Origin of the sequence: Bauldia litoralis (genome assembly GCF_900104485.1) — a bacterium.
GTDB lineage: Bacteria > Pseudomonadota > Alphaproteobacteria > Rhizobiales > Kaistiaceae > Bauldia > Bauldia litoralis.
The window spans coordinates 444,889-458,903 of the sequence record NZ_FMXQ01000003.1; the positions used below are offsets into that span (position 1 = coordinate 444,889).

Below are 14,015 nucleotides of genomic sequence, written 5' to 3' on the forward strand. Positions count from 1 at the left end.
GCCATGCAGGACGGGACAGGGCGGCAAGTCGAGGACTATGACGTCGTCATCATCGGGGCGGGGATCAACGGCGCCGGGCTCTTTCGCGACCTGTGCGCGCAAGGCGTGCGCTGCCTGATCCTCGACAAGGGCGACTTCGGCTCCGGCACCAGCGCCGCGCCGTCGCGGCTGATCCATGGCGGCCTGAAATACCTCGAGACCGGCGAGTTCCGGCTCGTCGCCGAGTCGACGCTGGAGCGGAACCTGCTGCTGCGCAACGCCCCCCACCTGGTCCGGCCGCTGCCGACGCTGATCCCCATCCATTCGTGGACCAAGGGAATCTGGGCGTCGCTTCGGACCTTCTTCGGCTCGACCACCGCGCCCCGCAGCCGGGGGGCGCTTCTCATCAAGATCGGCCTGCGCCTCTACGATTTCTACGGATCGCGCGAACGGCAGATGCCACGCCACCGGATGATGGGCAGGGCGCGCGCCCTGTCCGAAGTGCCGGCGCTGACGCCGGAAATCGTCGCCGTCGGCAGCTATTACGACGCGGCGGTCACGGCAGCGGAGCGGCTGGTCCTCGAACTGGTGCAGGACGGGGTCACCGCGATGCCGGCGTCGCGGGCGCTGAACTGGGCGGAACTCGGCGCGGTCCGCAACGGGGTGCTGGAGATCGAGACCGCAACGGGTGAACGGGAGACGGTGCGACCGAAGATCGTCGTCAATGCCGCCGGACCGTGGATCGACGCGGTCAACGCGCAGCTCGGGCTCGAGACCCGGCTGATCGGCGGCACCAAGGGATCGCACATCCTCCTCGATCATCCCGAACTGGTCCGCCAGCTCGACGGCCGGATGATCTATTTCGAGGACGACGACGGCCGCATCCTGCTTGTCTATCCGTATCATGGACGCGCCCTGGTCGGATCGACCGACATCCCCGCCGCCGATCCCGACAGCGTTGTCTGCGACGCCGAAGAGATCGACTATTTCATGCAGAGCCTGCGCGACCTGCTGCCGGGGTTGACCTTCAGCCGCGACCAGATCGTCTATGCCTATGCCGGCATCCGTCCGCTGCCGAATTCCGAAGGCGTCGCGCCGGGCCTGATCAGTCGCGATCACTCCGCGCCGGTCCACGAGCCGGAGACGGGACGCCCGTTTCCGGTCGTCTCGCTGGTCGGCGGCAAGTGGACGACGTTTCGCGGCTTCGCCGAGGAGATCGCCGACAGGCTTCTGAAGCGCCTCGATACACTGCGGCGGGTATCCACCCGCGACCTGCCGATCGGTGGCGGCAAGGACATGCCGCGCGAGCCCGACGCCCGCGACCGCTGGATCGCCGGGACGGCGGCGGCGACCGGCGTCTCGCCCGAGCGGGCCGCGGTTCTCCTCGATCGCTACGGCACGACGGCCGGGGCCATCGCGCGCCACGAGGGCGCCAGCGGCATCGCGCGTCCCATCGATGGGTCGGTGGACCACGACAGCGCCGAAATCGACTGGATCGTCCGCAACGAGCAGGTCCGCCACCTCGAGGACATCGTGCTTCGCCGGACGCAGCTCGCCGTCACCGGGCAGTTGACCGGGGCAGGGCTTGCGCAGGTCGCCGAGATCGCGGGAGTCGCGCTCGGCTGGAGCGCGGATCGAAGCCGGGAGGAACAGGAGCGGGTGCGACGCCTGTTGGCCGACCGGCACGGGGTGCGCCTGTAGCGGGCAGGCTCCGGGCCGCTCCGCCGGCCTATTCCGCCAGCAGCGCCTTGGCGGTCCGTTCGTCGGTGATCAGTCCCGACAGGCGGCCGCTGTTGAGGACGGCGCGGATCGCGGCGACCTTCTCCTCGCCGCCGGCAAGCGCGATGATCCGGTCGTTATGGGCATGGTCCAGCGACACCGACAGGGTTCGCGAGGTCAGCGGCGTCTTGAGATCCTCGCCCTCGGCGTTGAAGAAGTGGCCGAGCATCTCGCCGACGGCGCCGGAGCGCGAGATTTCCTCGATGTCGTCGGGCTCGATCATGCCGGAGGTCACCAGTGTCGTATCCGTCTCGACGGTGCCGATGCCGATGATCTTCAGCGGCGCCTCCTCGGCCATCTGGAAGACTTCGGCGACGCCGCGCTGGGACAGGAGGACCTCCCGGTCCTCGACCGAATTGGCGAAGAAGGGGACCGGCATCACATAGGCCTGGGCGCCGGTCTTCTCGGCCAGCATGTGCATCACGTCGTGCGGGTTGGCCGAGTAGTTGCGGGTCAGGCCGCCGAGCAGCGAAACGAAGCGCAGCCCGTGGGTGTCGAGGCGCGCCATGATCCGGACCGCCTCGGCGAGCGTGCTGCCATGGCCGATGCCGATGATCCGTTCTTCGCCAGCTTCGAGCCAGCGCCGCAGCCGCGCCGCGCCGGCGCGTCCCAGCGTGCGCAATGGCAGGCCTTCCTCGCCGAGATCCGGGGCCACCTCACAGGTCTCGAGGTCGAAGCGCACCGAGAGCGCGTTCTCCAGCTCGATGCACTCGATGATGTCGCCTTCGACGCTGACCTTCACCGCGCCTACAGCGACGGCGCGCGCGATCAGGCGGTGCGCCTTGACCGAAGGCACGCCGAGCCGCTTGGCGACATTGGCCTGGGTCAGCCCGCCGACATAATGCAGCCAGGCCGCGCGGATCGCGAGGCTGAGGTCCGCGTCGCCGACCGGGCGATCAGTGGTCATGTCCTTCTCTCCCGTCGGCGGGCCGGCCCGGCGGCCCGGGCCTTCGACCTGCGTGGTCAGACACGCAGGTCGCCTGCGCCGGTATCGATATGCGGCGCCCAGAAGGCGACGCTTTCGGCGATCTGCGGAATGACCTCGCGGTCGTTCGGCTCGCGCTCCTTGAACGACAGTTCGAGGCAGATTTCGTTGTCCACCGCGCCGCCTTCGGCGAACGCGGCGAGAAGCGCCTCGGGCTGGATCCGGCCCCTGGCGTTGAACTCGGCGGTGAAGGGGCGGTGGCCGCCCTTGTCGAGCAGGCTCTGCTTGATGTGGATGATCGGGCTGACCTTCGGCACCGCGCGTGCCCAGGCGTAGGGGTCGAAGTCGTCGGGATTGGCCGAGGTCACGTCGCCATGGTCGATGTCGGCCATCATCCACATCGGGATCGCCATCCCCGCCGCGCTCAAGCGCTCCTGAAGCGCCATGCAGGACGCCAGCGTCTCGCCGAACTCGCGGCCGACGCTCATCGGTTCCCAGAAGACGTAGGAGAGGCCGGCGGCCTTCGCGTGTTCGGCGACCTCCGCCCAGCAGTCGATCGCCGTGGCGATCAAGGCTTCGCGTCGGGCAGGATCGTCGAAATCCTGGAAGGTGAAGATGGCGAACTGGGTGCCGACCGACTGTCCGCCGAGGTCGCCGATGATATCGGCGAAGGTCTTGAACCAGTCGACATAGTAGCGGCGCACGTCGCGGTCGGGATGGCCGAAATGGTTGAGCCGGCCATAGGGCCCGGTCATGCCGCTGGTGACGCGGGCACCGGTGCGCCGCAGCGCCCGGTCCATGTCGCGGGTCAACCGTCGAACCACCGGGGCGGGCCAGCTCGGGTTGATGAATTCGTGGGTGAGCTGGATATCGCGGAGGCGGATGTCGCGGGCGATCGCGTCGATCAGGTCGTCCGGCTCGGCGAAGCGATTGACCAGCGGGTTGGTGTTGAGGGAAAGCGTCAGCGCCATGTCACGCAGCCCTTGCATGGGCGAGGCCGAACCACGCGGTGAAGGCCGCCCGCTGTTCCTCGCTCAGGTGCAGATGATGTTTCGTCCGTCGCCACAGCACATCCTCGGCGGTCTGCGCCCATTCCCGCTCGACGAGGTAGACCACCTCGGCCTCGTAGAGCGTGCCGCCGAAATGCCGGCCCAGGCCGTCGAGCGACCGGGCGTCGCCGACGATCTGTGAAATCCGCGAGCCGTAGAGCCGCCCATAGTGGCGCCGCAGCGACGGCGGCATCCACGGATAGTCGGTCTTCACGGTTTCGCGGAAGGCTTCGAAATCAGCGCCTGCGATGTCGCCGCCGGGCAGCGGCGCGGCATGCGTCCAGTCCCTGCCCATTTGCGGAAAGAACTTCTCCATGCGGTTCATCCCGCGTTCGGCCAGTTCGCGGTAGGTCGTGATCTTGCCGCCGAAGATGTTGAGGAGCGGCGCGCCTCCGGTCTCGTCGAGGTCGAAGACATAGTCGCGGGTCACCGCCGAGGGATTGCCCTGTCCGTCATCGAAGAGCGGACGGACGCCGGAGAAGGTTTCGAGCACGTCGTCGCGGGTCAGCTTTTCCTTGAAGTAGCGGTTCACGGCGTCGATCAGGTACTGGATCTCGGCGTCGTCGGCCGTGACGTCCTCGGGCCGTCCCTCCCAGGGGATATCGGTGGTGCCGATCAGCGCCTTGTCGCGTTCGTAGGGGTTGATGAAGATCACCCGCTTGTCGTGGTTCTGGACCAGGTAGGCGTTGGTGCCGGCCCAGAATTTCGGCACGATGATGTGGGAGCCCTTGACCAGCCGGACGTTGCGGGTCGAGTTCGAGCCGGCGACGCGCGTCACCACGTCGCTGACCCATGGTCCGGCGGCGTTGATCAGGGCCTTCGCCTCGAAGTGTTGCGTCTCGCCGGTCGTCGCGCTGGTCGTGGTCACCCGCCAGACGCCATTCTCGCGTCGCGCGGCGGTGCAGGGCGAGCGGGTGAGGACGATCGCACCGTGTTCGGCGGCGTCGATGGCGTTGAGGATCACCAGTCGGGCGTCATCCACCCAGCAATCCGAGAATTCGAAGCCGCGGGTATACTTGTCGAGAAGCGGCGCGCCTTCCGGATCGCGGGCGAGATCGAGCGTCCGGGTGCCGGGCAGCTTCTTCCGCCCGCCGAGATGGTCGTAGAGAAACAGGCCGAGCCGGACGAGCCAGGCGGGCCGGTCCTCGGGGGAATGGGGCAGCACGAAGCGCATCGGCCAGATGATGTGCGGCGCGTTGGCCATCAGGACCTCGCGCTCGGCCAGAGCCTCGCGGACCAGCCGGAACTCGTAATATTCGAGATAGCGCAATCCGCCATGGACGAGCTTGCCCGAGCGGGACGAGGTGCCTTCGGCGAGATCATCCTTCTCGCACAGGACGACGCTCAGCCCCCGGCCGGCGGCGTCCCGGGCGATGCCGGCACCGTTGATGCCGCCGCCGATGACGAAAAGATCGACCTTGGGGATCTCGGTCACCTGTTTCCTCCCGCCTAGCCGGCCGTGTCGCGGGCCATGGCCGCGCGGTGGCTGGCCATCCCGTTCCAGACCGGGGTCAGGACCTCCCGTGCGAGCCGGTAGGATGCGAAGAGGCTGTCATAGACCCGCACCAGTTCCGGGTCCGGCGCCTCGGTGCGGCCGAGATGCGGGGTCGTCCATTCGGCGATGCAGGCGTCCATGTCGTCATAGGCGCCGATCGCCACCGCCGCCATCATCGCACAGCCCGCGGCGCCGGCCTCGTCGCGGGTGGAGACCCGGATCGGTGTGTTTAGCGTCGCAGCAAGAATCCGCCGCAACGCCACGGATCGGGCGGCGCCGCCGGTCAGGCGCAATTCCGTCGGCATGTCGCCCATGGCGGCGTAACAGTCCCGGGCGGCCATGCCGAGGCCCTCGACCACGGCGCGGATCAGGTCCGGGAAGCGGTGGCCGGTGCTCAGGCCGATGAAGCCAGCCCGCGCGTCGGCGTTGACGAAAGGGCCGCGTTCGCCGGCTTCGGAGATATAGGGATGATAGATCAGGGCGCCCGGCTCCGCGTGGTCAAGCCAGTTGTCCATCCGGGCGACAAGTTCGGCATGGGAGGGTGTCTCACCGCGTTCGGCCAGCAGGTCGCCGGCCAGCGACAGCGCCCAGTCGATGTTGAGGGTGGCCGCCATGTTGGTCTGCACCTGCGTTACCAGATTCGGCACCGGAAGGCAGATCACATAGCCGGTTCCCTCGGCATTGAGGTGGACCTTGTCGGAGGGGACCGCCCGCATGTGAACGCCGGTGGAGCCGATGGTCGAACAGGCGGCGCCGGCGTCTCCGGTATGGACCCCCGCGCCGAGCGCGGTCATCACCATGTCGACATAGCCGAGCGAAACCGGCGTACCGGCCAGCAGTCCGGTGGCTTCGGCCGCGTCGGCCGAAAGCGGCCGGGTTTCCTGCGCGCCGTCGATGATCTCCGGCAGCAGGTGCCGGCGGGCATCGAGACCGAGCGCGGCAATGACCGTGTCGCTGTAGCGACGGTCGCGGAAGTCGCCGAAGGTGAAGCTCGCTTCCGAGGGATCAGTGGCGCGGACCCCGGTGAGGTTGAGGAACAGCCAGTCCTTGCAATGCAGCGCCACCTCGGCGGCATCCAGCAGTTCGGGATAGCGGGCATCCATATGGGCCATCTGGCTGCCCTGCTGGCAGGTGTTGAGCCCGGTGCCGGTCGCCTCGAAACGGGTGCGCTCGTCCGCCCCGCGGGACAGCCGCGAGACCGTCGGGGCGGCGCGGGCGTCGAGCCAGATCCAGGCATCCGAGACGGCTTCGTTGCCCCGGCCGACAAGCCACGTCCCGTCGCCCTGGCCGGTCAATGCGACGGCGGCCGTTCGCACGGCGAGGTCGTCGACTTCTCCGGCAAGGCCACGCACCGCGGCCGCGCAGTCGGCCCAGGTCTGTGGCATCGACTGGGTGGCGGCGCCCTCGGCGCCCATGGTGTATTTGTTGCGGATCGCCGAAGAGGCGACCAGCCGGCCGGACAGATCGAAGGCGACGGCCTTGATCACGGATGTGCCGGCGTCGATCCCGATGATCAGGTCGCCCGTCGCCGTCACCTGCCTGCCCCTGTTTCCCCGGGCCGTCCTTGGCGCCTTCCCATCATTCCTCCCAGAGACCGCGGCGCGATTGTTGTTTGTTTTCAACGCCTAAGGGCTTCGCTCACCGCCTCTGGCAGCCGATTCTCGCCAGGGCGCCCTCATCCGTGGAACCCGCGTGTCTTAGCACAGACTGCTCCAAAGGACTGGATTTTTTTGCAGACAAAGTAATTCATTTCACCTATCATCGTGCTCATCAGTCGCGGCTCCGATCGCTGCGACATGACATTTCGCGGGTCGGGGGATGGAGGAGTCCCCACGCGAAATGCGCTGGGAGGAACCGTTTCATGCCAGCTCCTGAACACGATTCGTCCAGCGAAAACTGCCGTTTTTGACGCGGTAAAGTCATGCGGAGGCCGGCCTGCCGGCATCCGTTCGCTACACCGGCCCGCGGGAGGAGGGGCAACGTTTCGATGGTCACGACAGCCGCCAAGCCGTCCGTCATTGCCAAGCCCAAGCGAACGCGACTCATCGTTGCGCTCGTTGGCGTGGCGGTGCTGGCTGCGATCGCGGTCGACACCAAGGTCGTCCAAATCGGCTCGACCGACGATGTCCGGCAGCAGGCCTTCGATCCCGATGCCTTCGGTACGGCGGAATTCCCGCGGATCCGCGACATGGTCGTCGAGCGGGCACCGGAAGCCGCTGTGCTGGCGAGCGAACTGGCCGCCGACAAGAAAGCAGCAATCGCGAAACATGCGACGATGGCGGGAGCCTTCCCGGTCATTCCGGTGCAGCTGACCGGCGTCGTCGGCGACGGCAAGTCCGGGGTCTTCGAGGTCGCCGTCGATGGCCTGCCCGAGGGCACGCTGGTGCGGGTCCAGACCGGGCCGGCGATCAACGGCACCGAGTTGCGCGATGTCCCCGGCGACATCGAATTCGGCGCCTTCAAGAACCAGATCGAGTTCCAGGATGCCGGCTCGGGCATCAACCGGGCGATGGCGGCCGCGGTGCTGGGCGATCTCGATCGCGACTCGCTGACCGGCAAGACGATGTCGGTGGTCGGGGTCTTCAAGCTGATCAATCCCAAGAACTGGCTCGTCACGCCCGTCCGGCTGGAGGTGGAGTGATGGAGCCCGTCGGTTCGGTCGACATCCCGCAGAGCCATCCCGATACCGCCGAGGTCATCCTGGCGGCGCGCAACGTGTCGAAGTCCTTCGGCGCGGTCCAGGCGCTCAAGGGCGTGGACCTCGACGTTCACCGCGGCCAGGTGACGGCACTGTTCGGCGAGAACGGCGCCGGCAAGTCGACCCTGATGAAGATCCTTTCCGGCGTCATTCGCCCGACCTCCGGCGAGATCCTGCTCGAGGGAGAGCCGGTTTCCATCGGCTCGACCGTCGAAGCGCGCGACCTGGGAATATCGATCATCCACCAGGAACTTTCCCTCGCCCTCAACATGAATGTCCGCGACAACATCTTCATGGGTCGCGAGATCCCGGGGCCGACCGGAGTGAATTTCTCCGAGGAGGAGCGCCAGGCGCGCGACCTGATGCGCGAACTCGAGGAGGAGATCGATCCGCTGACACCGGTTGGCGACCTGCGTCTCGGCCAGCAGCAGATCGTCGAGATTGCCCGGGCGCTTTCGGTCGACTCCAGCATCCTGATCATGGACGAGCCGACATCGGCGCTGTCGGCGACCGAGGTGCAGGTGCTGTTCAACGTCATTCGCGACCTCAAGGCGCGGGGCGTCTCCATCGTCTACATCTCGCACCACCTCGAAGAGGCGCTGCAGATCGCCGACCACGCGGTGGTGCTGCGCGACGGCGAGATGACCGCCTATGCGCCGCGCGCCGACATCGACCTCGAATGGATCGTCCGCAACATGGTGGGCGAGGATTTCGATCTCGGCCACCCGCCGTCGGGCCACGTGATGGGGCCGCCGGCGCTGCAACTCGAGGGGCTGACGGTCGCGGACGCCTCCGACACCGGCAACGTTGTCGATCACCTCGATCTGGAGATCCGGGCGGGCGAGATCGTCTGCGTCTATGGCCTGATGGGAGCCGGGCGGACGGAGATGATGGAATGCGTCGCCGGCCGGCTGCCAGCCATCGGCGGCCGGGTTCTCCTGCATGGCACCGACGTGTCCCACATGACGATCGCCGAACGGATCGAGGCGGGGCTCGTCCTGGTGCCGGAGGACCGGCAGCGCGACGGCCTCGTGCAGACCATGGGCGTCGGCCGGAACCTGTCGCTGGCCTCGATCAGCAAGTTCACGCGCGGGCTGTTCACCAATCGCAGGGCGGAGAGCGACATCATCGCCCGCTCGATCAAGGAAGTGACCGTCAAGACGGATGGCCCGGGCGCGCCGATCGGTTCGCTGTCAGGCGGCAACCAGCAGAAGGTGGTCATCGGCAAGATGCTAATTACCCTGCCATCGGTGATCCTGCTCGACGAGCCGAGCCGCGGCATCGATGTCGGGGCCAAGGCGGAGGTCTTCCGGATCCTGGCCGAACACGCCAGCAAGGGGATGGCCGTCATGTACTCGACATCGGAAGTCGGAGAATGCCTGGCCATCGCGCACCGGGTCATCGTGATGCGGCGCGGGCGGATCGCCGCCGAGTTCACGCACGACACCACCAAGGAAGCCATCATGGCGGCCTCAGGCGAGGCGCTTGCCGCGTGAGACATTTCCACGGAGTTTCGTCATGGCGGACATGACATCGTCGACGACCGGGAGAGCCGGCAAGGCGTCGTCGTTCAGCATCGTGCAGTTGCTGCTCGAGGGGCGGGCCTTCTTCGCGCTGATCGCGATCATCGGCGTCTTCTCCGTGCTGTCGCCACAATATGCCACGCTGTCCAACTTCCTGATCATGGCGAACCACGTCGCCATCTACGGGCTGTTGTCGATCGGCATGCTGCTGGTCATCCTCAACGGCGGCATCGACCTCTCCGTCGGGTCGGTCCTCGGCCTGTCGGGCGTCATCGCCGGCTTCCTGATGCAGGGGATCGAGATTCCGGCGGCGGGCATCATCCTCTATCCCCCGGTCTGGGCGGTGGTCGTGCTGACCATTGCCGTCGGCGGGTTCGTCGGCCTGGTCAACGGCGTCATCGTCGCCTTCTTCAGGGTTCCCGCCTTCGTCGTGACGCTGGGATCGCTCTATGTCGCGCGCGGCATCGCCCTACTGATGACCAACGGCCTGACCTACAACAATCTCTCCGGCCGCCCGGAACTCGGCAATACGGGCTTCGACTGGCTCGGCTTCAACCGCCTCTTCGGCGTGCCGGTCGGCGTCATCATCCTGGCTGTGGTGGCGATCGCCGCCAGCCTGCTATTGGCGCGGACCGCGTTCGGCCGCTGGCTCTATTCCTCCGGCGGCAACGAGCGCGCGGCGGAACTGTCGGGCGTTCCGGTCAAGCGGGTGAAGGTGATCGTCTACATGCTCTCCGGCATGTGCGCGGCGATTGCCGGGCTGGTGCTCAGTTCGCAGCTGACCTCGGCCGGCCCCAACGCCGGCTTTACCTACGAACTCACGGCCATCGCCGCCGTCGTCATCGGCGGCGCGGCGCTGACGGGCGGACGCGGCAACGTGCTCGGCACGCTGCTCGGCGCCTTCGTCATCATCTTCCTCGCGGACGGACTCGTGATCATCGGCGTCTCCTTCTACTGGCAGACCGTCTTTACCGGCGCCGTGATCGTCCTCGCCGTCCTGCTCAACTCGATCCAGTACAGGGGCAAGCGCAGGGCAAGGTAAGCCGCATCAACCATTTCGCGCTCCGGGGGAGAGGAACCCTCGACGCGGGACAAGGCCGGTCACCGGCAAAACAACACCTGAAGGGAGAATACCTCATGATGAAGTTATCCAGACGCGCCGTGCTGGCCGCGGCGGCTTCCCTCCCGCTGATGGCCGGTTCGGCCTGGGCGGAAGGCCTGATTTCCATCATCGTCACCGATCCGGCCAACCCCTACTGGTTCACCGAGGGCGAAGTCGCCAAGCAGACCGCGGAAGAGCTTGGCTATACGGCCACTGTCGCGGCGCACAAGGGCGACACCAACGTTGAATCGAACCTCGTCGACGCGGCCATCACCAATGGTGCCAAGGCGATCATCCTCGATCCGGCCAATGCCGACGGCTCCGTCGGTGTCGTCCGCAAGGCGACCGAAGCCGGGATCCCGGTCTTCCTGGTGAATGCCGAGATCAACGAAAGCGGTATCGCCAAGGGCCAGCTGGTTTCCAACAACGCGCAGGGCGCGGCGATCGGCGCCGTCGCCTGGGTCGACATCGTCGGCGACGAGGCGAAGTATGTCGAGTTCTTCGGCAACCCGGCCGACAACAATGCCGCGACGCGCTCGAACGGCTACGAGACGGTGATCAGCCAGTATCCGGGCCTCGAGAAGGTCGCCGAGGAAGTGGCCAACTGGGATCGGACCCAGGGCTACAACAAGATGCAGTCCATCATCCAGGCCAACCCGGACTTCACCGCGGTGATCTCGGGTAACGACGAAATGGCGCTCGGCGCCATCGCCGCGCTCAAGGAAGCCGGGATGCTCGACAAGGTTACGGTCGGCGGATTCGACGGCTCGCCGGATGCGGTCGAAGCGATCAAGAATGGCGAGATGGCCTACACCGTCCTGCAGCCGGTCGCCGTCTTCTCGCGCGAAGCGGTGATCCAGGCGGACCATTACATCAAGAATGGCGAGCCGATGGTGGCCGAGGAAAAGCAGCTCTTCGATTGCCTGCTGATCACCCCGGACAACGTCGACAACTACACGGCGGCGTTCACGCTGTCCGAGTAGGACCGACAACGACAAGAAGCGAGGGGCGTCGCACTGCGGCGCCCCTCGTTTCGTTTGCGGGTCGGCCCACCGCTCGGCCTGTCATGCTCGCCGGCAGACACGCCAGGAGGGCTGACATGTCTACGCGAACGGGGCCTACGAGACGACCGTGCGCTCGACCGGATTGAAGGGCGTGGGGAACTTTTCGCGCGGTTCGATCATGGGGTATTCGGGCCGGGCAAGATGCTCGCCGCCGCCTTCGACGAGGATCTCGCCCGCCCGGAAGATTTCGCGTCCGCGCAGGTAGGTGGCGACCGGATAGCCGGTCACCTCGACGCCTTCCCAAGGCGTGTAGTCGCTGCCGTGATGCATCATCGCGTTGGTCAGCGTCACCTTCATCCGCGGATCCCACAGAACGAAATCGGCGTCGCTGCCGACGGCAAGGGTTCCCTTGCGCGGATAGAGTCCGAAGAGTTTCGCAGGCGCCGTGCTGACGAGATCGACGAACTTGCTGATGCTGATCCGTCCTTTCGACACACCCTCGGAGAAGAGGACGGGCATCCTTGCCGCGAGGCCCGGAACGCCGTTCGGGATGACGCTGAACGGGGCGGTGTCGCCCGCGACCTTCTTGCCCTTCGGATCATCGTAGCGGGAAGGCGAGTGATCGGAGGAAATGATCGAGATGACGCCACGGCGGATGTAATCCCACAGGGCCTCCTGGTCGGCGCTGGTCCTTGCCGGCGGCCCGAAGATCAGTTTCGCACCCTCGAAGCCGGGCTTGTCGAGATCGTCGGCGACGATGGTGAGATAGTGGGGACAGGTCTCGGCCCAGACCTTGAGGCCTCTTGCCTGCGCCCGCTCGATCTCGGCGGCCGGTCCGGCGCCGGAAACGTGGAAGATTTCGAGCGGAACGTCGAGCGCTTCGCCAAAGGCGATGATCCGCTGGACCGCCTCGCGCTCGGCGACCGAAGGCTTCGACCATGGAAAGTATTTCGGGGCGGAAAGGCCGCCTTCGAGGAGCTTCTCCGTCATGTAGTCGATGAGTGCGTTATTCTCCGCGTGGACGCAGACCAGCGCCTTGTTGCGTCGCGCCGCGTCGAGGACACGCAGGATCTCCCGGTCCTCCAGACCGACGCCCTTGTAGGTCATGAAGATCTTGATCGACCGGTTGCCGGCGGCGACCAGCGCAGGAAGCTCCTTCTCGACGACCTCTTCGGTCGGATCGGTAATGGTGAGGTGGAAGGCATAGTCGACCCGGGACACCCTGGCGCGCTCCGCGTAGTCGGCGGCGACCGCGGCCAGGGATTCGCCGGGCGACTGCCAGGCGAAACAGATGACGCTGGTCGTGCCGCCCGCGGCAGCCGAGGCGCTCGCCGTATCGAAAGTGTCGCACATTTCCGCGGCGGAGCCGGAAGGCTGATCGATATGAACGTGGCTGTCGACGCCGCCCGGCAGGACAAGAAGCCCGGATGCGTCAACGGTTTCTCTTGCCGAAGCCTCCAGTCCCGCCCCGACCACGGTGACGATGCCATCCTTGATGCCGATATCGGCCTTGACCACGTCCTGGCCAATGACGGCCTCGCCTCCCTTCACCAGAAGGTCCAGTTCACTCATCCTCAGTCTCCTTGAAACGCTGTTCGGTTCGCGGCGCGGGCGTCAAACGGGCACCATGCGCGTGACGCGGCTCGGCGATGGTTCGGCGAGGTAGAGATTGCCGGCCGCATCGCCGCTTATGCCGTGCGCGGCGTTCAGGACCGGCCGGCAGCGACCGAGCCGTTCGCCCCGTGGCGAGAGCAGGGTCAGCGCGGGGACGAGGTCGGTGACATAGAGACGGCCATCGGCATCGCCCCAGAGGTCGAGGGGCTTGGCGAAGCCGGTCCAGATCTCGATGAAGGCCCCCTCGGGCGAGAACACCTGGAGCCGGTCATTCTCGCGGTCGACGACGACCACACGGCCATCGGGGAGGACCCAGACCGCGTGCGGGTTCATGAATTCGCCCGGGCCGTCGCCGAGCTCGCCCCATGAGCCGAGCGGCGTCCCGTCGGGCGCGAAGCGATGGACCTTGTGATTGGCGTAGCCGTCGGAGACATAGATGGTGCCGTCGGGCGCGAAGGCGACGGCGGTCGGATGGTTGAATGGCGAAAGCGGCTCGTTCCGCCGGCCAATGCCGCCGACCCGGCGTTCGCCCTCCGCGATCACCACCTCGTGGCAGTCGCGATCGACGATGAACAGGCGGCCGTCGGGCGCCGCCGTCAGCATGTGGGCGTCGGCGATCAGGTCGCCGCCCCAGAGCGCCTTGATCCGGCCCTCCGGGTCGAGGCTCGCAACGGCCGGACCCCCGGCATCGACGAGTGGATCTCGCCGAACGAGGACATGAACATCTCCCGACGGATCCACGGCGACATCGGTCACGCCGCCGGGGCCCGCGGCGTGGACATAGAAGGGACGATCGACGCGGTATCGCTGGTCGCCGAGCGCAACGGTGAGCGCGGTATTGGTCATG

The 14,015-nt window shown here is 66.8% G+C and carries 11 protein-coding genes; 5 read left to right on the forward strand and 6 right to left on the reverse strand.

What is annotated here, in order from left to right:
- Positions 1-3 precede the first annotated feature (3 nt).
- Positions 4-1,680, forward strand: coding sequence for a glycerol-3-phosphate dehydrogenase/oxidase (locus BLT60_RS09450; RefSeq protein WP_090876167.1), 1,677 nt, complete (start codon positions 4-6; stop codon positions 1,678-1,680).
- A 28-nt stretch (positions 1,681-1,708) separates the two neighbouring features.
- Here the strand turns inward: BLT60_RS09450 and BLT60_RS09455 are convergent, their stop codons facing one another.
- From BLT60_RS09455 to BLT60_RS09470, 4 genes are read right to left on the reverse strand one after another with little or no spacing between them, the layout of a single operon-like run.
- Entirely contained in the window at positions 1,709-2,665 is a 957-nt protein-coding gene (locus BLT60_RS09455; RefSeq protein ID WP_090876168.1) for a sugar-binding transcriptional regulator, read from the reverse strand.
- Positions 2,666-2,721: 56 nt separating this feature from the next.
- Complete coding sequence (locus BLT60_RS09460) at positions 2,722-3,654, reverse strand: TIM barrel protein (protein ID WP_090876169.1); 933 nt, start codon at positions 3,652-3,654, stop codon at positions 2,722-2,724.
- A 1-nt stretch (position 3,655) separates the two neighbouring features.
- Positions 3,656-5,167: a glycerol-3-phosphate dehydrogenase gene (locus BLT60_RS09465; RefSeq protein WP_090876170.1), complete on the reverse strand. Its 1,512-nt coding sequence runs from the start codon at positions 5,165-5,167 to the stop codon at positions 3,656-3,658.
- A gap of 14 nt (positions 5,168-5,181) precedes the next feature.
- Positions 5,182-6,762: an FGGY-family carbohydrate kinase gene (locus tag BLT60_RS09470; protein ID WP_090876171.1), complete on the reverse strand. Its 1,581-nt coding sequence runs from the start codon at positions 6,760-6,762 to the stop codon at positions 5,182-5,184.
- A 452-nt stretch (positions 6,763-7,214) separates the two neighbouring features.
- Here BLT60_RS09470 and BLT60_RS09475 point away from each other — a divergent pair, with 452 nt between their 5' ends.
- The 4 genes from BLT60_RS09475 (at position 7,215) to BLT60_RS09490 (ending at position 11,533) form a co-directional block, all read left to right on the forward strand.
- Positions 7,215-7,868 carry a DUF2291 family protein gene (locus BLT60_RS09475; protein ID WP_090876172.1) on the forward strand — a complete coding sequence of 218 codons (654 nt, stop codon included), beginning with the start codon at positions 7,215-7,217 and terminating at the stop codon, positions 7,866-7,868.
- A complete protein-coding gene (locus tag BLT60_RS09480; protein WP_090876173.1) occupies positions 7,868-9,421 on the forward strand; it encodes a sugar ABC transporter ATP-binding protein in 1,554 nt (517 codons plus the stop codon). The genes BLT60_RS09475 and BLT60_RS09480 overlap by 1 nt, the downstream gene beginning before the upstream one ends.
- Before the next feature lie 22 nt (positions 9,422-9,443).
- Positions 9,444-10,490 carry an ABC transporter permease gene (locus BLT60_RS09485; RefSeq protein ID WP_090876174.1) on the forward strand — a complete coding sequence of 349 codons (1,047 nt, stop codon included), beginning with the start codon at positions 9,444-9,446 and terminating at the stop codon, positions 10,488-10,490.
- A 95-nt stretch (positions 10,491-10,585) separates the two neighbouring features.
- Positions 10,586-11,533 carry a D-ribose ABC transporter substrate-binding protein gene (locus BLT60_RS09490; protein WP_090876175.1) on the forward strand — a complete coding sequence of 316 codons (948 nt, stop codon included), beginning with the start codon at positions 10,586-10,588 and terminating at the stop codon, positions 11,531-11,533.
- A 135-nt stretch (positions 11,534-11,668) separates the two neighbouring features.
- Here the strand turns inward: BLT60_RS09490 and hydA are convergent, their stop codons facing one another.
- Both hydA and BLT60_RS09500 read right to left on the reverse strand, forming a co-directional pair.
- Positions 11,669-13,126 carry a dihydropyrimidinase gene (gene hydA / locus BLT60_RS09495; protein ID WP_090876176.1) on the reverse strand — a complete coding sequence of 486 codons (1,458 nt, stop codon included), beginning with the start codon at positions 13,124-13,126 and terminating at the stop codon, positions 11,669-11,671.
- A 42-nt stretch (positions 13,127-13,168) separates the two neighbouring features.
- Positions 13,169-14,014, reverse strand: coding sequence for an NHL repeat-containing protein (locus BLT60_RS09500; RefSeq protein WP_090876344.1), 846 nt, complete (start codon positions 14,012-14,014; stop codon positions 13,169-13,171).
- Between the last annotated feature and the right edge of the window lies 1 nt (position 14,015).